The sequence below is a fragment of the Streptomyces sp. NPDC012888 genome, from assembly GCF_042900645.1.
Classification (GTDB): domain Bacteria; phylum Actinomycetota; class Actinomycetes; order Streptomycetales; family Streptomycetaceae; genus Streptomyces.
In genome coordinates this window covers 287,381-306,573 of record NZ_JBIBBM010000009.1, presented here as the reverse complement: position 1 = coordinate 306,573, position 19,193 = coordinate 287,381, and the positions used below count along the sequence as shown (strand labels likewise).

The following is a 19,193-nucleotide window of genomic DNA, read 5'->3' as shown; positions in this document are numbered from 1 at the left end:
TCACGTTGATCGCCGGGAAGAGCAGCGTGCCCTCCTGCATCATCTCGTACAGGCGGTGCACACCCGTGGTGGTCTCCTCCGTCACGCCGCGGATGTCGGACGCGAGCTGGGTCCACTTCTGGGGGGACTCGGCGAGGGTGCGGTTGAGCAGGGTGAGGATGTGGCCGTACTCCTCGGAGTCCGCCGTCGACGGGTCCGGGGCCGAGCCGGCCTTCTCGAACTCGACGCCCTTGTGGACGAGGAGGGTGGCGTCACCGCCGTCGTCCAGGATCATGTTCGGGCCGCCGGTGGGGGTGTTCGGCCAGGTCAGGGCCTGCTCGGTGCACCACCAGTACTCCTCCAGCGTCTCGCCCTTCCAGGCGAAGACCGGGACGCCCTGGGGGTTCTCCGGGGTGCCGTTCGGGCCGACCGCGATGGCGGCGGCGGCGTGGTCCTGGGTGGAGAAGATGTTGCAGGAGGCCCAGCGGACCTCGGCGCCGAGGGCGACCAGGGTCTCGATCAGGACGGCGGTCTGCACGGTCATGTGCAGGGAGCCGGTGATGCGGGCGCCCGCGAGGGGCTGCGACTCGGCGTACTCGCGGCGGATCGACATCAGGCCGGGCATCTCGTGCTCGGCGAGGGTGATCTCCTTGCGGCCGAAGGCGGCGAGGGAAAGGTCGGCGACCTTGAAGTCCATGCGTGCTGCTCCTCGTGGATCGAGAGGGTGGGTACGGCTGGGCCGTGCACCGGACCGGGGCTTCCCGGAACGACGCACCGAGCGCAGTCCGTCGGAGGCCCTCTCTCCTCTCGGCCGGTCGCTCGGGACCGCCCGACCGCCATCAGCAGCGACGTCTGGCACTCCCCCGAATCTACACCGATCGGCCCATCGGACCCCAGCGGGCGGGGAGATCCGCCGGAGGTGTTTGCGGTGCCGGGCGAGATCCGCCGGCCGGCCGTTTCGGGCCGGTGCCGGCTCGGGGTCCCGCCCCTGGTGGTCCGGGGTCCGGGCCGGGTGCGTACGCTGCCCCGCGCAGACGGTGGCCGGTTCGGAGGGGATGGGGCCGATGGGGTACGGGCGAGGGCGGAAGCGGGGGATCTCGGGCGTCGTGCTGCTGGTGCTCGGGTCCCTGCTGCTCGTGGGGGCGGCGGTCGCGGGTGCGATGTGGACCCCGCACCCGGAGCGGGTGTACGAGTCGTACGGCGTCCCGGGGGAGAACATGCGGCCGACGTACGTGCCCGGGGAGGTCGCCTGGTTCGTCATGGGTGCGGCCGGCGAGGAGCTGGAGACGGGCCGCGGCGACGTGGTGCTCGTATCGGCGCCGGAGTGGGTGCCGGAGGGGCCGTTGCTGACGCGCGTGGTGGCCCTGGGGGGCGACCGGATCGAGTACCGGAAGGGCGAGGGCGCGCTGCGGCGCAACGGGGTGCCGCTGGAGGAGCCGTACATCGCGGACCGGTCGCTGCCGGCCGTCGTGCCCTTCGACGTGACGGTGCCGGAGGGGCGGATGTTCCTGATGGGGGACAACCGGGGGAACTCCAACGACTCTTCGTGGCACCTCGGGGACGAGGGCGGCGGGACGCTGCCGCTGGAGGCGGTGCGGGGTGAGGCCGCCGTACGGCCGACCGGGCTGATCGTGGCGGGCGGGGCCGCGGTCCTCGGCGGCGTCCTGTTCGCGGTCGGGGGCGGGCTGGGGATCGCAGCGCTGGTGGCCCGGCGGCGAGCCGCTCGCCGGCCGGCGGGCGGGTGGCCGGTGGCGGGGCCGGTGGCGCCGGGTTCCTGGCCGGCGGGCTGAGCCGGTATCCGCCGCGGAACGGGGAAGGCCCCCGCGGAGCCTGTGCGGCTGCGCGGGGGCCTCCTCGTCATCCGTGCCTGCGGGTCACTCGGTGGCCGCGGCGGCTGCGGGTTCCTGGTAGACGTCCGGCTCCAGGTAGATCACGCGGGCGATCGGGACCGCCTTGCGGACGCGGGCCTCGGCGGCGTCGATGGCCGCGGCCACGTTCGCGGCCGTGTCGTCGTGCCGGACCGCGATCTTGGCGGCGACCAGCAGCTCTTCCGGGCCGAGGTGCAGCGTGCGCATGTGGATGAGGCGGGTGACGGTCCGGCCGTCGACCAGGGCTTCCTTGATCTTGTCGACATCCTCGGTGCCGGCGGCCTCGCCGAGCAGCAGCGACTTGGTCTCCGCGGCCAGCACGATCGCGATCAGGATGAGCAGGGCGCCGATGCACAGGGTGCCGATGCCGTCCCAGACGCCGTCGCCCGTGGCGAGCGCGAGGCTGACGCCGGCCAGGGCGAGGATCAGGCCGACGAGGGCGCCGAGGTCCTCCAGGAGGACGACCGGCAGCTCGGGGGCCTTGGCCCGCTTGACGAACTGGCGCCAGCTCAGGCCGCCGCGGATCTCGTTGGACTCCTTGATCGCCGTGCGGAAGGAGAAGCTCTCCGCGATGATCGCGAAGACGAGCACGCCGACCGGCCAGTACCAGGCCTCGATGGCGTGCGGGTGCTTGATCTTCTCGTAGCCCTCGTAGATGGCGAACATGCCGCCGACGGTGAAGAGCACGATGGAGACGAGGAAGGCGTAGATGTAGCGCTCGCGCCCGTACCCGAAGGGGTGTTGCGGGGTCGCTTCGCGCTTCGCCTTCTTGCCGCCGAGGAGCAGCAGCCCCTGGTTCCCGGAGTCCGCCAGCGAGTGGACGCTTTCCGCGAGCATGGACGAGGAGCCGCTGAAGACGAAGGCTACGAACTTTGCTACGGCGATGGCGAGGTTGGCGGCGAGTGCCGCCACGATCGCCTTGGTACCGCCCGACGCGCTCATGAGTGCGGATGTCCCTTCCTAGCACTGCCACTGATTCGGCCGCATTGTCGCAGCCTCTGGCGGGAACGCGGCGTCAGAGCACCACGGTCGCACGGAATACCGTGCCCGTTCCGGACAATTCGACCGCTTCTCCGGCGGGTACGAACACGGACTGTCCGGGAGCGAGACCGAGTTCGCCGGCCTTCGGGTCACCGGCGGTGCAGAGCAGGATCTGGGGGGCGCCGGCCGGGAGGCGGACGGGGGCTCCGCCGGGGGCGAGGACGTAGCGGGACAGCCGGAACTCGTCGATGGGGGTCTCGTAGACCTCCTCGGTGTCACCTTCGGGGCGCAGGACTTCCAGGTCCGTCGGTGCGAAGTCGACGATCCTGAGGAGTTCGGGCACGTCGACGTGCTTGGGCGTGAGACCGCAGCGGAGCACGTTGTCGGAGTTGGCCAGGAGTTCGACGCCGAGGCCGTCGAGGTAGGCGTGCGGGACGCCGGCGGCGAGGAACAGGCCTTCGCCGGGCTGGAGTCGGACGTGGTTGAGCAGCATCGCCGCGATGACGCCGGGGTCGCCGGGGTGGTGGTGGGCGAGCGTCGCGTACGGGGCGTAGGGGCCGCCGAGGCGGGAGGCGGCGGCCGTGGCTTCGGCCACGGTCCCGGCCATCTGCTCGCGGTCCGCGGTGAGTACGGCCGTCAGCACCTCGCGCAGGGCCGCCTCTTCGGGGTGGGCGTGCAGCAGGTCGACGTACGGCTTGAGGGAGTCGACTCCCAGGCCGGCGAGCAGCTCGGCGGTCTCCAGCGGGGGCCGGAAGCCGCACAGGCCGTCGAACGGGGTGAGGGCGACGATGAGTTCGGGCTTGTGGTTGGAGTCCTTGTAGTTGCGGTGGGGGGCGTCCACGGGTACGCCACGGGCCTCTTCGGCGGCGAAGCCCTCCGCGGCCTGCGCGAGGTCGGGGTGGACCTGGAGGGACAGCGGGGCGCCGGCGGCGAGGATCTTCAGCAGGAAGGGCAGCCGGGGTCCGAACTTGGCGACGGCGGCGGGGCCGAGTTCACGTTCGGGGTCGGACGCGATGACGGTGGAGAGGGCCGTCCCGCCTTCGCCGCGGTCCAGCCGGGAGGGGGCGCCGGGGTGGGCACCCATCCACATCTCGGCCTGCGGTTCACCGGTGGGCTCGACGCCGAGCAGCCGCGGGATGGCGGTGGTGGAACCCCAGGCGTAGGGGCGGACGGTGTTCGTCAGGCGGTCCATGCGGGGGTCTTCCTGGCTTCCTGGTGCGTGGTGAGCGTCGGGTGCGCGGGGCGTGGGGTGCGGTGTGCAGGGTGCGGTGTGCAGGGTGCGTGTGGCGTGTCTGCCGTGGGTCGCCGCGGCGTCAGCCGTCAGCCCTGGCCGCGGGTGGCCAGGGCGAGGTAGGCGGTGGCGAAGTCGGTGACGGCGAGCAGTTCGGCGAGCTGCTCCAGCTCGCTGCCTTCCTCGGGTTCGATCTCGCTGATGGCCGTGTCGTGGCTGAGGGCGAGTTCGCGGGCGGCGGGGGCGGCGGTGAGGCCGCCGGCCGGGCGGTCGCGCAGCAGGACGACGCGGGCGTGGAGGGGCTGCGGTTCTTCCACGCGGTCGCGGAAGAAGTCGTCGGGGTCGGCGCCGGCCGCGAACGCGCCGGCCAGCAGCACGCCGTGGCGGGGCAGGGCCTCGGGGAGGTCGGCGGCGAGTGCGGGGCGGCCCGCGATCTCCGCGAGGGTGGCGGCGAACCGGCGGGCGGCCGGGCCGGCGCCGGTGCCTTCGCTCCAGATCAGCGGGAGCGAGTCGGCGAGTTCGGCGGCGAGGGTCTTGGCCGGGTTGCCGTACGTGGCGATGGCCGGGCCGCAGCGTTCGGCGGTGCGGTCGAGGCGGTCGGCGACCTTCTGCAGGGTGTCGGGGTCGGCGGAGACGAGGCCGACCCGGTCGAGCAGTACGAGGAGCGGGGTGAGCAGGGCCCACAGCGCGCCCGGGCCGGCCGCGGCGCTCTCGTCGTACTCCTGGTGGGGAGCCTTGGCCATGGGGACCAGCAGGCCGTGTGCGCCGTCGACGGACTCGTGCAGCGGGGAGCGCGGTGGGGCGACGGCCACGACGGTGCAGCCGCGGCGGTACGCCTGCTCGGCGAGCACGCCGAGGCCGGGTTCGGTGCCGTCGGTGGTGGCGATGAGCAGCAGGTCGACGGGGCCCGCCCAGCCGGGCAGGGCCCAGCGGAGGGCGCCGGCGGCGTGGGCGACGCCGGTGGGGTGCAGTCGGATCACCGGGGCGGAGGCGCCGGCCAGTGCGCCGAGGAGGTCGGCGACGCCGGTCGCGGCGGTGCCCGGACCGGCGATCATGACGGCGCGGGGGCGGCCGTCGGGGCGGAGCTCGGCGAGCCCCGCCTCGGTGGCGTGCCGGGCCGCCGTGCGGACCCGGGCTCCGACCTCGGCGGCGCCGCGGAGCAGTCCGCGGCGGTCGGCGCGGGCGAGCTCTTCCGGGGCGTCGAGGAGCGAGTCGTCGAGCATGGCGGCGGCCTCCGGTCGTCGAGGGGTCAGGCGGGGCGGCGGGCCTCGTCCACGAGGAGGACCGGGATGCCGTCCCGGACCGGGTAGGCCAGGCCGCAGTCCTTGCCGGTGCAGATCAGCTCCGGGGTCTCGGCCTTGGTCTCGTCCTGCAGCGGGGCGTGGCAGGCGGGACAGGCGAGGATCTCCAGGAGGCCGGCTTCGAGCGGCATGGGGGTTCCCTTCGGAATGCGTATGCGGTTGGGCCAGGTCAGCGTACCGCCGAGGCGGCGGGTGTGCGCGGGGCCGGGGCGTCGGTTCGGCCCGCGCCGAGCCGGTTCGGGTCGGGCGGGAGCGCCGACGCGTGGGTCGTGCTCCTGCCGGGCCCGCTCGAACGCCGCTCGGGCTTGATCGTGCCCCGGGGCGCGGCCCCTGAACCGGGCCGGTCGGGTCGTCGCCGCCGGGCTCGTACGTGCGTCTCCGGCCGGGGCCGCCGCCGAAGCCGCTCGGGCCGGGGCGGGCGCCGACCCAGGCGCCGCGCCCCCGCCCGGCCCGCTCGAACGCCGCTCGGGCCGGGGCGGGCGCCGGTCGGGGGCGCCGGGGTGTGCGCGGCGCCCCCGGGGGGTCAGGCGCGGATGAGGGTGAGGACCTCGTCGCGGACGCGGGTCAGGGTGGCTTCGTCGCGGGCTTCCACGTTGAGGCGGAGCAGGGGTTCGGTGTTGGAGGCGCGGACGTTGAACCACCAGTCCGCGGCCGAGACGGTCAGGCCGTCCAGCTCGTCGAGCTCGACGCCGTCCTGGCCGGCGTACGCGGCCCGGACCGCCGCCAGCGACGCGCCCTGGTCGGCCACCGTGGAGTTGATCTCGCCGGAGCCGGCGTAGCGCTCGTAGGAGGAGACCAGGGTGGAGAGCGGGCCCTCCTGGGTGCCGAGGGCGGCGAGGACGTGCAGCGCGGCCAGCATGCCGGTGTCCGCGTTCCAGAAGTCCTTGAAGTAGTAGTGCGCCGAGTGCTCGCCGCCGAAGATCGCGCCGGTCTTCGCCATCTCCGCCTTGATGAAGGAGTGGCCGACGCGGGTGCGGACCGGGGTGCCGCCGTGCTCCTTGACGACCTCGGGGACGCTCCAGGAGGTGATCAGGTTGTGGATCACCGTGCCGGTGCCGCCGTGGCGGGCCAGTTCGCGGGCCGCGACCAGGGCCGTGATCGCGGACGGGGAGACGCCCTCGCCGCGCTCGTCGACGATGAAGCAGCGGTCGGCGTCGCCGTCGAAGGCGATGCCGAGGTCGGCGCCCTCGGCCCGGACGCGGGCCTGGAGGTCCACGATGTTCTTCGGGTCGAGCGGGTTGGCCTCGTGGTTGGGGAAGGTGCCGTCCAGTTCGAAGTACATGGGGACGACGTCGAGGGGCAGGCTCGCGAAGACCGAGGGGACGGTGTGGCCGCCCATGCCGTTGCCCGCGTCCACGACCACCTTCAGGGGGCGGATGCCGGACAGGTCGACCAGCCCGCGCAGGTGGGCGGCGTAGTCGGCGAGGGTGTCGCGCTCGGTGACGGTGCCGGGGGTCTCCGCCGGGGCCGGGGCGCCGGACTCGGACCACTTCTCGACCAGTTGGCGGATCTCGGCGAGGCCGGTGTCCTGGCCGACCGGGGCGGCGCCCGCGCGGCACAGCTTGATGCCGTTGTACTGGGCCGGGTTGTGCGAGGCGGTGAACATGGCGCCCGGCAGGTCCAGCGCGCCGGAGGCGTAGTACAGCTGGTCCGTCGAGCACAGGCCGATCAGGGTGACGTCCACGCCGCGGGCGGCGGCGCCGCGGGCGAACGCCGCGGAGAGACCGGGCGAGGAGGGGCGCATGTCGTGGCCGATGACGATCGCCGTGGCGTCCGTCACCTCGACGAACGCGGCGCCGAACAGCTCCGCCAGGCCCTCGTCCCACTCGTCCGGGACGACTCCACGTACGTCGTACGCCTTGACGATGTTCGAAAGATCAGCAGCCACTGCCTGCCCTCCTGAGGTCCTGTTCGGTCGGAACAACCTACCTTGCACGGGAGTGCGGCTCAGCGGCGCGAATGCGTCAGGAATCCGGCGAGCGCAGTACGCGGAGGTGTCCGCGACGTGTCTCGGTGCCGCCGCCCGTGCGCGCGCCCCCGCCGGCGCCGGCGGCGCGCTCGTTCGGCCGGGCGGCTTCACGTACGGCGTTGGCCAGGGCTTCGAGGTCGTCTCCGCTCGGGCGAGACGGCGCGGACCCGTCGGAGAGGCGGACGACCTCCCAGCCGCGCGGGGCGGTCAGGCGCTCCGAGTGCTCGGCGCAGAGGTCGTAGCAGTGGGGTTCGGCGTAGGTGGCGAGCGGGCCGAGGACTGCGGTCGAGTCGGCGTAGACGTACGTCAGTGTTGCGACGGCAGGGCGGCCGCACGCGGTGCGCGAACAGCGACGTACAAGGCTCACGACGTTGGACGGTACCGCACTCTTGACCGGGCCGCGACGACTCTCGGGCAGCTCACTCCCCCGTGTCGCCCCGTGATCCCGGCCATAGTCGGGCTTCGGGGCGTCAGATCCGGTCGGAAACGCGCACACTCCGACCGGCTGTCGCGGGCTCTCCCGGAGGCCGCGGCGGGGCTACTCTGCCCTGGTGATGGACACTCCGCTGCCGCCCGACGACCCGTCCGGTCCGCCCGGTTCCGCCGGTTCGGCCGGTTCGGCCGGTTCGGCCGGTTCGGCTCGTTCCGCCGGCCAGTCCGGCGAATCCGGCCCGGCCGGACCGCCCGGCCCCGCCGGTCCGTCCGAGCCCCGGCCGCGCCGCCGGGACCGGCACGGCCGCGGGATGCGCGGGCCGGTCGCCCCGCCGCAGGTGCCGCTGTCCGCCAGCCGTGCCGAGCTGTTCGGCGACCTCGTGCAGGACTCCGTGGAGCGGCTGGAGCGGCGCTGGCCGCAGCTGGCCGACGTGGAGTTCGTGGTCGCCGAGGTGCCCGGGGCGCCGGGCGGCGCGGACAGCGGCTGGAACGACGAGGCGGTCCCGCTGGGCGGGATGAGCGAGGCCCGGGAGGGCCGGCCCGCGCGGATCGTCGTCTACCGGCGGCCGGTGGAGATCCGCAGCAAGAACCGGGACGAACGGGCCCTGCTCGTACACGAGATCGTGGTGGAACAGGTCGCCGAACTGCTCGGGCTCTCGCCCGAAACGGTGGATCCCCGGTACGGGCAGGACTGACCTCCCGCCCGGCCCGTCAGTCGTCCAGGACCGCGAGGTCCTGCACCGCCCGGGGCACCACCACGGTGCTCCGGTCGTCCGCCAGCGTCTGCACGGTGAAGAACGCGATGCCCTCGTGCGGCAGCGAGAGCGTGCGGGCCGCGTGCACGGGGCCCCCCGACAGGGTCTCCACGGTCAGCGCGTACGCCCCCTTGCCGCCCTCCCCCGGCACCGGCGGCGGCGCCACCGCGAGGGTGCTGTCCGCCTTCACCGTGTACTCCTGGGAGGCGGGCGCGCCGCCCTCGGTGCCGGGCGAGGCGGTCACCCGGACCCGGGCGTCCGCCCCGACGGCGGTCAGCGAGAGGGTGGTCGCGCCCTGGTCGGCGCGGTTGTCGGCGACGGTGGCCCGCGGGCCGGCCGGCCCGGACGCCGGCAGCAGGCCCAGCTCCTGCTTGGCCCCGCCGCCCCGGACCACCCGCAGTGCGGCCACCACCGGTACCGCGCGCCGCGGTTCGGACGGCGTCAGCAGCAGCGATCCGGGTTCCCCCCGGGTGACGTCCTTCAGGTCGACGCTCGCGGTGCTGCCGGCCTTGACGTGCAACTGCTCGTGGCCGGCGGGGCTGATGGGCCCGCCGGGCCCGGCCAGCCGCACCCGCAGGTCGGCGTCCTGCTCGCCGGGGGCGTGGACGACCAGCCGGACGGAGGTGGCGTCGGCCGGGATGCCGGGCAGCACCAGGGAGCCGGCCGGGGCGGTGGCGGCGGGCAGCCAGTCGGCGCCCACCCCGTCCTCCGTGACCTGCACGGTCGCTGCGACCCGCCCGGTACGGGCCGTCACCCGGACCGTGACGTCGGGGAGTTGCTCGGAGGTCAGTTCGGAGAGCAGGACCTTCTCCGAGGAGCGGGGGTGGACCCGGACGGCGTCGGCGGGGCCGGCGCCGGTGCCCTCCTTGGACTTGAGCTCGCCCTCGGGGCCGAACAGTTCGACGTCCACCTCCGCGCCGGTGCCGTCGGCGCTGGTGAGGTGGAGGTAGTCGGTGCGTCCCTGGGCGGTGGAGGCGCCGGGGAACCAGAACTCGGTGCCGGGTGCGGTGCAGGCCACGCCGAGCAGCCCGCGCGCCTGCCCGACCGCCACCTTGGTGGTCTGCTGGGCGGTCCAGCCGGGGGCGAGGGGGCCGTCGGCGGTGCCGGTCATGGCCGGCGCCTCGGCGCCGGAGGCGGTGGCCGCGGCCGGCTTGCCGGGTTCCTTCAGCTCCAGCAGCTGCTTGCCGTCCTTGCCGGTGGCGACCAGGCGGGCGCCCCCCGGTCCGCCCGGCCGGGTGCCGGTGCCGGCGGGGGTGCCGGCGGGGGTGTACGAGGTGTAGGCGGTCTCGGCGATGTCCGAGGTGGACGGGGCCGGGCAGGCCAGGGTGGAGCGGACCACCGGCTCGCGGGTCGCGGCGGGGCCGGCCGCGGCCCGCGGTGCGGGCGCGGTCAGGGTGGCGATGCCGGTGACGGCGGCGAGCGCGGCGGCCGCGGCCGCCAGGGTCAGGGGTGCGCGCTTCACTGCTGGGGGCTCCCGTCCGGGCCCGGGCGCTGGGGGGCGACCGGCTGTCCGTAGGCGTCGTACTGCTGCGGGTACTGCTCGTACGGCTGCCCGTACGGCTGGTACGCGTCGTACTGCTGGGGCGGCTGCTGGGGCGGCTGGTACTGCTGCTCCTGCGGGTGGGGGTACGGCTCGTAGGGGTGCGCCTGGGGCGGGACCTGGCCCGTCCGCCGGCCGTGGGCGGGGGGCTGCTCGGCGTGGCCGTAGCCGTCTCCGTAGCCGTCGCCGTACCCGTACGCGTAAGGGTCGTCCGGGTGGGCGTGCTGCGCGGGGAGCTGTGCGTACGGGTCGGCCTGGACCGGCGCGGGTTCGGGCGCGGCCGCGGCCGCCGGGGCAGGCCCGGCGCCCGCCGCGGCTCCGGCCCGCAGCCGGCGGGCGCGGCGGCCCTCGCCTGCCTCGGCGGGTCCGGGCTGGGCGGGTACGGCGGCCTCGTCCTCGGGGAGGTCGTCGTCGAGGCGGCGGCGCCGGCCGGGCAGGGCCATCACCAGCAGCAGCACGGCGAGCAGGCCCTGGGCGTAGGTCCAGGCGGTGCGGGCGGCGGAGTCGGAGTACACGAGGTCGAGGCGGCCGCCGCCGGCGGGGAGTTCGAAGCCCTGGGCCCAGCCGTCGACGGTGGTGGGTTCGAGGGGTTCGCCGTCCAGGGTGGCCCGCCAGCCGGGGGCGGCCCGGTCGGCGATGCGCAGGACGCGGCCGTCCGGGCCGGCCGCGATCCTGGTGTGGATCTCGACGGGGCCGGCGGCGACGTTGACGGGGGCCTCGCCGGCCTTGCCGGAGAGGACGACCGCGCGGGCGACCTCACGGTCGACCCGCCAGAGTGCGCCGTCCTCCTGGCGGCTGAGGCGGCTGAGGCCGGGGGTGACGTCGAGGACCTGGCGGAGCCGCTGGGGGGCGTCGTCGCGGACCAGGACGTAGCGGATGGCGAAGGCGCCGAGCTGGTCGGTCTGGTCGGCGCCGGAGCCGGCGACCAGTCCGGCGACCGTCTTGTCCAGGCGGGTGTCAGCGCCGGCCGAGGCGAGGGTCTCGGCGTCGCCGAGGGCGGCGCCGGAGCCGCGGACCAGGCTGTAGCGGACGCCGTCGGCCGGCCCGCCGCCCAGCACCAGGGTGCGGGGCTGGTTGGTGTCGCCCTTGAGGGCGACGAAGGCGGGGACCTGGACGGGGTCGCGGCGTTCCAGCGGGCCGGCGGCTCCGCCGAGGACCCAGCCCGCCGCGCCGAGGAGGGGGCCCGCGGCGGCGGCGAGGGCGATGAGCGCGGCGAGCGGCTGCCGCCAGCCGAAGCCGTGGGCGGCGAGGCGGTCCTTGGCTCCTTCGGCGCCGAGTACGGCGGCGGCCAGCAGGGCCAGGCCCTGGACGAGGGTGGCGGGGCCGGCCCAGCCGGTGCGGTTGGTGAGGACGGCGAGGAGCATCGCGGCCAGGGCGGCGGTCCAGGCGATGCGGACGGCGGGGGCGCGTTCGGCGCGCAGCAGGGCGGCGAGGGCGGCGAGGACGGTGCCGAGGAGCAGCAGCCCGCCGGCGGTTCCGGGGCCGCCGGGGCTGAGGCCGAGCAGGTCGAGGGCGGTGGCGGCGCCGGTGCCGTACGGGAGGCCTGCTTCGCGGAGGAGGCGGCCGGGGTGGGTGAGGAGTTCCAGGGACCAGGGGGCGAGCAGGAGGAGCGGGGTGGCGAGGGCGGCGGCGTACGTGGGCGCGTACGTCTTCCAGGCGGCGCGGCGCAGTACGAGCGCGGCGGCGCCGAGGACGGCGGCGAGCGGCCAGACGACGGGGGTGAACGCGGTGGCCAGGGTGAGCAGCAGGACGTACGTCCACAGGGAGCGGCGGCCGCGGGGCTCCTCGGGGCGGTCGAGGCCGTACGCGGCGAGGCCGGTGCGGGCGATGAGCGGTAGCAGGACGGCGAGTACGGCGGTGCCCAGGCGGCCGCCGGCGAGGGCTCCGGTGACGGCGGGCAGGAAGGCGTAGGCGGTGGCGGCCCAGGCGCGCAGCAGGCGGGAGTCGACGAGGGGCCGGGAGGCGAAGTAGGCGGTGAGTCCGGCGAGCGGGACGGAGCAGACCAGGAGCAGGGTGAGGGCGGTCTGGGGGGAGCCGAGCAGGAGGAGGGAGAGGGCGCCGAGGACGGCGAGGTAGGGGGGTGCGCCGGCGGTGGTGCCGGTGCCGACGGGCTGCCAGTCGCGGGTGTAGGCGTGCCAGAGGGCGCCGGCGGAGTCGGGTGCGGGGAGGAGGGCGCCGCCCATCAGGCTGCCGCCGACGAGGAGGGAACGGCAGGCGGCGAATGAGGTGAGCAGGAGGAACGCGAGGAGGAGGGGGGCGGGGTTGCGGCCGATCCGCCTGAGCCGGGAGAACCGCTCGGTGTGGAGGAAGTCGGCGTCCTCGCCGCCGGGGCCGGTTTCCAGGCCGCCGCCGTGCCGGCCGGTGCCGGGGGTGTCGGTGGCGCGGCCGGCGCCGGCGTACGCGGCGAGTTGTTCGAGGTTGGCGCGGAGGGTGGCGCCGGGCGGGGGGAAGAGGGGCCGGAGTTCCCCGGGGGGCACGGCGGGGTCGGCGGCGCGGGCGCGGCGCCGGCGGGCGGTGAGGATCCGGCCCGGGCGGAGCAGGGTGGCGAGGAGTCCGGTGAGTTCGTCGACGGCCTGGCCGGGGGCTTTGCCGACGAGGTAGCCGAGGGTGCGCAGGAGGGTGCCGAGGACGAGTCGGAACAGCACCCAGGGGAGGGCCTTGCCGGGGGTGTTGACGAGGACGGTGTAGGAGGCGCCGGCCTTGTCGACGCGGTGGGCGCCTGTGGCGGAGCGGCCGGCGCAGTCGACGGTGCGCCGTTCGCGGGCGGCGGCTTCGGCGTGGCGGAGCACGGCGTCGGGGGCGACGAGGACGGGGTGGCCGGCGCGGTGGGCGCGCCAGCAGAGGTCGACGTCGTCGCGCATGAGGGGCAGGCGGCGGTCGAAGCCGCCGAGGGCGTCGTAGACGTCGCGGCGGATGAGCATGCCGGCGGTGGAGACGGCGAGCACGGGGCGGACCTGGTCGTGCTGGCCCTGGTCCTGTTCGCGGCGGTCGAGACCGGTCCAGCGGCGGCCGCTGCGGGCGATGGTGACGCCGACTTCGAGGAGCTGCTTCTTGTCGTACCAGCCGAGGAGCTTGGGGCCGATGACGCCGGCGTCGGGGTTGTCCTCGGCGACGCGCAGGAGCTCGGTGAGGGCGTCGGGTTCGGGTGCGCAGTCGTCGTGCAGCAGCCAGAGCCAGTGGACGGGTTCGCCGTGGGGGAGTTCGGGGAGGTCGTAGGCGGCGTCGTTCCAGGTGCGGCTGACGGGGTCCCAGCCGCTGGGGCGCCGGAGGTAGGGCAGGTCGTCGAGGGTGGGGGTGCCGGCGCTGCGGGCGGCCTCGTCGACGGCGGTGCCGAAGGCGGTGCGGCGGGCCAGGTGGAGGACGCGGTCCTCGCCGAGGGCCTCGGTGAGGAGGCGGGCGGAGTCGTCGGCGCTGCCGGTGTCGGCGGCGGCCCAGTTCTGGACGGGCCGCTCCTGGCCGAGGAGTCCGGCGAGGGCGTGCGGCAGCCAGCGGGCGCCGTCGTGGGCGACCAGGACCGCGGTGACCACGTGCCGGGGGAACTCGGGGGTACTGGCTGCCTGGTGGCTGTGCAGGGACATCGCGGTACGGGTCCTCCGGCGTGGGGGGACCCCCGGGCGGGGCCTGGGGGATTTCCGGGGGTGTGGCCCCCGGAGGCGGCTGGACAGCGCCCCACCCTAGCCCTTGCAAAGCGGCGGTCCGCCTCCAGCGGGGAAGGTGCAGGAGGCGGACCGTTTGCTCTGTTCGATATGTGGTCGACGTCGTTGCCGGGACGGTTGCCGGTCCGCGCCCGGCCGGGGCGCGGCTGGGGTGTGGGCCGGGTGGACCCGGTCAGACGGCGGCCTTCTTCAGGCGGCGGCGTTCGCGTTCGGAGAGGCCGCCCCAGATGCCGAAGCGTTCGTCGTTGGCGAGGGCGTATTCGAGGCATTCGGAGCGGACCTCACAGGCGAGGCAGACCTTCTTGGCCTCGCGGGTGGAGCCGCCCTTCTCGGGAAAGAAGGATTCGGGGTCGGTCTGGGCGCACAGTGCGCGCTCCTGCCATCCGAGCTCCTCGTCCGCCTCCTCGACCAGCAGTTCCTGAAACAGCTCGGTCATGTGCGCCCCTCGCTCTGTTATGTGCGTCCCCGTGGCTGTCGTCCGGATCTGGCCGGAACGACACGAGTGAAATTACAAGAGGGTGATCCGGGGCAGTCAAGCCGAGATCTGCTATTAGGCCCCTTATTCACTCTGCGGAACCAAGCCTATGCAGAAAGTGACAATGTCAGCAAAAATCGTGACAGAAGCCACACGCATGGCCGGATACCACCTCCCACCCGCGACCGACGCTTCACCCTCCGGTGTGGTTGTGATCCGGCCACAGAAGCGGCGCAGATCACATTCCGGTTACGGGCGGAGGCCGGGGTTCGCGGGTGGGACTGCTGCGCGAATCCCCGGGTTCGGCTTGCACAAACCTTTCTCCGCGCAGGGCAACCGGATGAGGTGAATCTTTTCTCGCATACCGGACATTGGGTTGACAGCGGCAAGCGCGAGCCGTTCTCCTTGTCCGCATGTCAGTGACCGCAGCCGCCACCCGGACCCCCATTCGTGGGTTCCTGCGCGCTGCCCAGGTTCGCTGTCGCTGTTGCGGCTGTTGAAGTCATCGCGACTCCCCGCACCCGGCACCGAACCCACCCGCCCCGCAACCGCGGCGCCACTGACACCCATCGAGGCACCCCCGATGAACAACGACAGCGACCTGCAGATCGCCGGCGACATCCTCGAAGTCCCCCACCTCCTCCAGCCCGCCCGCGAACACCCGGTGACCGTCGCCGAGTTCGCCGGCCTGGCCCGTGAGATCGCCGCCGACCGCGCCGAGTGGGAACACCTCGTCGAATACGACGCCACCACCCGCTGGTACCACCGGCTGCGCACCGGCCCCGGCTACGAGGTCTGGCTGCTCAGCTGGGTCCCCGGCCAGGGCAGCGGCCCGCACGACCACGGCCCCTCCTCCGGCGTCCTGACCGTCCTCGAAGGCGAGCTCACCGAACACCGCCTCCACGACGGCCGCCGCCCCCTCACCCTGCGCGCCGGCAGCCAGCGGGTCTTCGCCCCCGGCTACGCCCACGAGGTCGTCAACGACTCCCTCGACGGAGCCGTCAGCCTCAACGTCTACTTCCCCGGCCTCACCGAGATGCCGGTGCACCACTGCACCCCGGCCGGCCTGGAGCACGCCCCGGACCTGGAGTCCGCCCGCCTCTGAACCGCCCGGCACACTCCTGACAGACTGCCGTGCATGCGCATTGTTGTTCTGGCCGGCGGTATCGGCGGCGCCCGCTTCCTGCGCGGGCTGAAGGCGGCGGAGCCCGCCGCGGAGATCACCGTCATCGGCAACACCGGTGACGACATCCACCTGTTCGGCCTCAAGGTCTGCCCCGACCTGGACACCGTGATGTACACGCTCGGCGGTGGCATCAACGAGGAGCAGGGCTGGGGCAGGACCGACGAGTCCTTCAAGGTCAAGGAGGAACTCGCGGCGTACGGGGTCGGGCCCGACTGGTTCGGGCTCGGCGACCGCGACTTCGCCACCCACATCGTCCGCACCCAGATGCTGGCCGCCGGCTACCCGCTGAGCGCCGTCACCGAAGCCCTCTGCGACCGCTGGCAGCCCGGCGTGCGCCTGCTGCCCATGTCCGACGACCGGGTCGAGACCCATGTGGCCGTCACCCTCGACGGACAGCGCCGGGTCATCCACTTCCAGGAGTACTGGGTGCGGCTGCGCGCCTCCGTCGACGCGGAGGCCGTCGTCCCGGTCGGCGCCGAGCAGGCCAAGCCCGCCCCCGGCGTGCTGGAGGCCCTCGCCGCCGCCGACGTCATCCTCTTCCCGCCGTCCAACCCGGTCGTCTCCGTCGGCAGCATCCTCGCCGTCCCCGGCATCCGCGAGGCCGTCGCCGCCGCCGGCGCGCCCGTCGTCGGCCTCTCCCCCATCGTCGGCGGCGCACCCGTACGCGGCATGGCCGACAAGGTGCTCGCCGCCGTCGGCGTCGAGACCACCGCCGCGGCCGTCGCCGCGCACTACGGCGCCGACCTCCTCGACGGCTGGCTCGTCGACACCTCCGACGCCGACGCCGTCGAGCAGGTCACCGCCGCCGGCATCGCCTGCCGCTCCGTGCCGCTGATGATGACCGACCCGGCCGCCACCGAGGCGATGGCCCGGGCCGCGCTGGACCTCGCGGAGGCCTGCCGGTGACCGCCCCCTCCTACGAGGTGCGGGCCCTGACCGGCATCGGCGAGGTCCGCCCCGGCGACGACCTGGCGAAGCTGATCGCCGCCGCCGAGCCCGGACTCCGGGACGGCGACGTCCTGCTCGTCACCTCGAAGATCGTCTCCAAGGCGGAGGGCCGGATCGTCGCCGCGGACTCCCGGGAGGCCGCGATAGACGCCGAGACGGTACGGGTGGTCGCCCGCCGCGGCGCCCTGCGGATCGTCGAGAACCGGCAGGGCCTGGTGATGGCCGCGGCCGGAGTGGACGCCTCCAACACCGCGTCCGGCACCGTGCTCCTCCTCCCCGAGGACCCCGACGCCTCCGCCGCCGCCCTCCGCGAGGGGCTGCGCCGGACCCTGTCGGTGGACGTCGGCGTCGTCATCACCGACACGTTCGGGCGACCCTGGCGCGCCGGGCTGACGGACGTCGCGATCGGCGCGGCCGGCGTACGCGTCCTGGAGGACCTGCGCGGAGGCACCGACGCCCACGGCAACCCGCTGAGCGCCACGGTGGTGGCCACCGCCGACGAACTGGCCGCCGCCGGCGACCTGGTCAAGGGCAAGGCGGCCGGACTGCCGGTCGCGGTGGTCCGCGGCCTGCCGCACGTCCTCGGCGAGGGCACCGCCCGCGACCTGGTGCGGGCCCCCGCCGACGACATGTTCCGCCTCGGCACCTCGGAGGCCGTCCGGGAGGCCGTCACCCAGCGGCGCACCGTACGGGCCTTCACCTCCGACCCGGTCGACCCCGGCGCGGTGCGCCGCGCGGTCGCGGCCGCGGTCACCGCGCCGGCCCCGCACCACACCACCCCGTGGCGGTTCGTCCTGCTGGAGTCGGCGGGGGCCCGCACCCGGCTGCTGGACGCGATGCGCGAGGCGTGGATCGCCGACCTGCGGCGCGACGGCAAGTCCGAGGAGTCCATCGCCAGGCGGGTACGGCGCGGGGACGTGCTGCGCAACGCGCCCTACCTGGTCGTGCCGTGCCTGGTGACGGACGGGGCGCACCACTACGGGCACGCCCGGCGGGACGCGGCCGAGCGGGAGATGTTCGTGGTGGCGATGGGCGCGGGCGTGCAGAACCTGCTCGTCGCCCTGGCCGGGGAACGGCTCGGCACGGCGTGGGTCTCCTCGACCATGTTCTGCCGTGACGTGGTCCGCGAGGTGCTGGACCTGCCGGCGGACTGGGACCCGATGGGCGCGGTGGCGGTCGGCCACCCGGCGGCGGCCCCGGCGGACCGGCCGGCGCGCGAGCCGGAGGCGTTCGTCGAGGTCCGCTGAGCGGGGGCCGGCGCGTGCCGGCGGCCGGCTTGCGGTGGTTGCGGTGGTTGCGGGTGATTGACGCTGGTTGCGGCTGGCTGAGGCTGGTTGTCCGAGCTCCCGGTCAGAGCCGGCCGATGTCCACCCGGGGCATCTTCGGGGTGCGGCGGGGCGGGCTCAGGCCCGCCAGCAGGATCAGCCGGGCGGCGCGGTGCCGCTGCCCGGCGTACGGGGCGAGCAGCTCCAGCATCTCGGCGTCGTCGGCGTCCCGGTTGCCGGCCAGCGCGAACCCGATGATCCCGGGCAGGTGGAGGTCGCCGGTGGTGACCGCGTCGGCGGCGCCGTTGCTGCGCTGCAGGGTCTCGGCGGAGGTCCACGGGCCGATGCCCGGCACCAGCTGGAGGCGGTGCTCGGCTTGGGCGAGCGGCATCCGCGCCGCCTCCTCCAGGCGGTCGGCCACCCGGGCGGCGCGGAGGATGGTGCCGGAGCGCTTGGCGTCGACCCCGGCGGTGTGCCAGGCCCAGGACGGGATGCGGCGCCAGCCGGCGGGGTCGGGCATGACGTACATGCCGTCGGGCACGCCGGCTCCGGCCGGGCCGGGCGCGGGCTCGCCGAACTGGCGGACCAGGCGGCGCCAGGCGCGGTAGGCCTCGTCGACGGTGACCTTCTGCTCCAGTACGACCGGGATCAGCGACTCCATCACCAGGCCGGTACGGGTGAGCCGGAGGCCCGGGCGGCGGCGGTGGCTCGTGTGCACCAGGCGGTGGCGGGGGGTGAAGGCGGAGGGGTCGTCGTCGGCGCCGAGCAGGGCGGGCAGGGTGTCGAGCACCCAGTCGGCGCCCGGCCCCCAGGCCTCGGCCTCGACCCGGCCGGGCTCGGCGGCGAGGGCCACCCGGAGGGTGGCGGGGCCCGCGGGCGTACGGGTGGCCCGCCACACGGAGCCGTCGGGGGTGACCCGGAAGGTGGGGTCGCCGGGGCCGCGGCGGAGCGGGCCGAGGGTGAGGCCGAGGTCGAGGGGGGCGGGGGGTGCCCAGCGCCTGGTGTGTGCGGAGGGCACGTCGACGCGGCCGCCGCGGGCGGCGGTGGAGGTCAGGGGATCGAAGCGGCCGGCCACCCCACGAGCGTATCCGCCCCCTGCCCGAGCCCTCCCCCGCCGCCGGGCCACAGCCGCCGCCGGGCCGTGGCCGCCGCCCGGCCGCCCCCGGCCGCGCGGGACCACCCCAGGCCGGGGCCACTTCGCGGACGCCGACCCGCGGGCCAGCCCAGCGCGGGGGTTGCGGCCCGAACGGCGCCGGCCTGGGGCACGAACCCCGCCGGGGGGCCTGCCCGGAAGGCGCCGACCTGCGGCACGAAGCGCGCCGGGGCGAATCCAGCCCCGCCGGCGATTGAGGCGCGGGGCCTGGGGCGGAGCCCCAGAAGCCCGGCCGGAGCCCCGAACGCTGACCCACGGCTCCGGCCAGGCCCGCTCAAACGCCGCTCGGGCTGGACGTGCCGCCGGGACCGACCAGCCAGCCCCACGGCTTCGCCCCGACCCGCTCAAACGCCGCTCCGGCTCGAAGCGGCGCCCGCCCGGACGAAGACCGGTCGCACAGGACCAGACCCGCCCGGGCAAAACCAGCCCCGCCGGCGATTGAGGCGCGGGGCCT

At 75.1% G+C, this 19,193-nt stretch carries 16 protein-coding genes; 5 read left to right on the top strand and 11 right to left on the bottom strand.

Translation table 11 applies throughout. The features are described 5' to 3' along the window. Nucleotides 1-676 (bottom strand): adenosylhomocysteinase (locus ACFY61_RS18630; RefSeq protein ID WP_389473230.1); only part of this gene is annotated, 676 nt, incomplete at its 3' end. A 367-nt stretch (nucleotides 677-1,043) separates the two neighbouring features. On the opposite strand from ACFY61_RS18630, the gene lepB reads away from it, so the two are divergent. After that, nucleotides 1,044-1,769, top strand: a complete 726-nt coding sequence (gene lepB / locus ACFY61_RS18625; protein WP_389473228.1) for a signal peptidase I — start codon at nucleotides 1,044-1,046, stop codon at nucleotides 1,767-1,769. An 84-nt stretch (nucleotides 1,770-1,853) separates the two neighbouring features. Here the strand turns inward: lepB and ACFY61_RS18620 are convergent, their stop codons facing one another. The 6 genes from ACFY61_RS18620 to ACFY61_RS18595 all read right to left on the bottom strand — a co-directional run bounded on the left by ACFY61_RS18620 (nucleotide 1,854) and on the right by ACFY61_RS18595 (nucleotide 7,696). After that, a complete protein-coding gene (locus ACFY61_RS18620; RefSeq protein WP_389473226.1) occupies nucleotides 1,854-2,789 on the bottom strand; it encodes a cation diffusion facilitator family transporter in 936 nt (311 codons plus the stop codon). Between the two features lie 73 nt (nucleotides 2,790-2,862). Continuing rightward, the gene (manA, locus tag ACFY61_RS18615; RefSeq protein WP_389473224.1) at nucleotides 2,863-4,020 is read right to left on the bottom strand and encodes a mannose-6-phosphate isomerase, class I; all 1,158 of its coding nucleotides are present in this window, start codon (nucleotides 4,018-4,020) and stop codon (nucleotides 2,863-2,865) included. 128 nt (nucleotides 4,021-4,148) lie between these two features. Next, on the bottom strand, nucleotides 4,149-5,282 hold the full coding sequence (locus tag ACFY61_RS18610) for an SIS domain-containing protein (protein ID WP_389473222.1): 1,134 nt from the start codon (nucleotides 5,280-5,282) through the stop codon (nucleotides 4,149-4,151). Between the two features lie 26 nt (nucleotides 5,283-5,308). After that, nucleotides 5,309-5,491 (bottom strand): Trm112 family protein, encoded by a 183-nt coding sequence (locus ACFY61_RS18605; RefSeq protein WP_150207958.1) that lies wholly within the window; start codon nucleotides 5,489-5,491, stop codon nucleotides 5,309-5,311. A 392-nt stretch (nucleotides 5,492-5,883) separates the two neighbouring features. Beyond that, nucleotides 5,884-7,248, bottom strand: coding sequence for a phosphomannomutase/phosphoglucomutase (locus ACFY61_RS18600; protein ID WP_389473220.1), 1,365 nt, complete (start codon nucleotides 7,246-7,248; stop codon nucleotides 5,884-5,886). A gap of 76 nt (nucleotides 7,249-7,324) precedes the next feature. Then, a complete protein-coding gene (locus tag ACFY61_RS18595) occupies nucleotides 7,325-7,696 on the bottom strand; it encodes a DUF3499 domain-containing protein (RefSeq protein WP_389473218.1) in 372 nt (123 codons plus the stop codon). A 187-nt stretch (nucleotides 7,697-7,883) separates the two neighbouring features. On the opposite strand from ACFY61_RS18595, the gene ACFY61_RS18590 reads away from it, so the two are divergent. Continuing rightward, nucleotides 7,884-8,456, top strand: coding sequence for a metallopeptidase family protein (locus ACFY61_RS18590; RefSeq protein ID WP_389473257.1), 573 nt, complete (start codon nucleotides 7,884-7,886; stop codon nucleotides 8,454-8,456). A gap of 16 nt (nucleotides 8,457-8,472) precedes the next feature. Here the strand turns inward: ACFY61_RS18590 and ACFY61_RS18585 are convergent, their stop codons facing one another. The 3 genes from ACFY61_RS18585 to ACFY61_RS18575 form a co-directional block, all read right to left on the bottom strand. Beyond that, nucleotides 8,473-9,978: a DUF5719 family protein gene (locus ACFY61_RS18585; protein WP_389473216.1), complete on the bottom strand. Its 1,506-nt coding sequence runs from the start codon at nucleotides 9,976-9,978 to the stop codon at nucleotides 8,473-8,475. Further along, nucleotides 9,975-13,634, bottom strand: a complete 3,660-nt coding sequence (locus ACFY61_RS18580) for a glycosyltransferase family 2 protein (protein ID WP_389473214.1) — start codon at nucleotides 13,632-13,634, stop codon at nucleotides 9,975-9,977. Before ACFY61_RS18580 ends, ACFY61_RS18585 begins: the two co-directional genes overlap by 4 nt. A gap of 250 nt (nucleotides 13,635-13,884) precedes the next feature. Next, a complete protein-coding gene (locus tag ACFY61_RS18575) occupies nucleotides 13,885-14,148 on the bottom strand; it encodes a WhiB family transcriptional regulator (RefSeq protein ID WP_003983763.1) in 264 nt (87 codons plus the stop codon). A 622-nt stretch (nucleotides 14,149-14,770) separates the two neighbouring features. Between ACFY61_RS18575 and ACFY61_RS18570 the strand changes: the two genes are divergently transcribed. Genes ACFY61_RS18570 through ACFY61_RS18560 form a run of 3 tightly spaced genes read left to right on the top strand, consistent with a single transcriptional unit; the run spans nucleotide 14,771 to nucleotide 17,568 of the window. Next, nucleotides 14,771-15,292 carry a cysteine dioxygenase gene (locus tag ACFY61_RS18570; RefSeq protein WP_389473212.1) on the top strand — a complete coding sequence of 174 codons (522 nt, stop codon included), beginning with the start codon at nucleotides 14,771-14,773 and terminating at the stop codon, nucleotides 15,290-15,292. Between the two features lie 33 nt (nucleotides 15,293-15,325). Next, nucleotides 15,326-16,279 carry a 2-phospho-L-lactate transferase gene (cofD, locus tag ACFY61_RS18565; RefSeq protein ID WP_389473210.1) on the top strand — a complete coding sequence of 318 codons (954 nt, stop codon included), beginning with the start codon at nucleotides 15,326-15,328 and terminating at the stop codon, nucleotides 16,277-16,279. Beyond that, nucleotides 16,276-17,568 carry a coenzyme F420-0:L-glutamate ligase gene (locus ACFY61_RS18560; protein ID WP_389473209.1) on the top strand — a complete coding sequence of 431 codons (1,293 nt, stop codon included), beginning with the start codon at nucleotides 16,276-16,278 and terminating at the stop codon, nucleotides 17,566-17,568. Before cofD ends, ACFY61_RS18560 begins: the two co-directional genes overlap by 4 nt. A gap of 103 nt (nucleotides 17,569-17,671) precedes the next feature. Here ACFY61_RS18560 and ACFY61_RS18555 read toward each other — a convergent pair whose 3' ends face one another. After that, a complete protein-coding gene (locus ACFY61_RS18555) occupies nucleotides 17,672-18,661 on the bottom strand; it encodes a DNA-3-methyladenine glycosylase family protein (protein WP_389473208.1) in 990 nt (329 codons plus the stop codon). Nucleotides 18,662-19,193 lie beyond the last annotated feature (532 nt).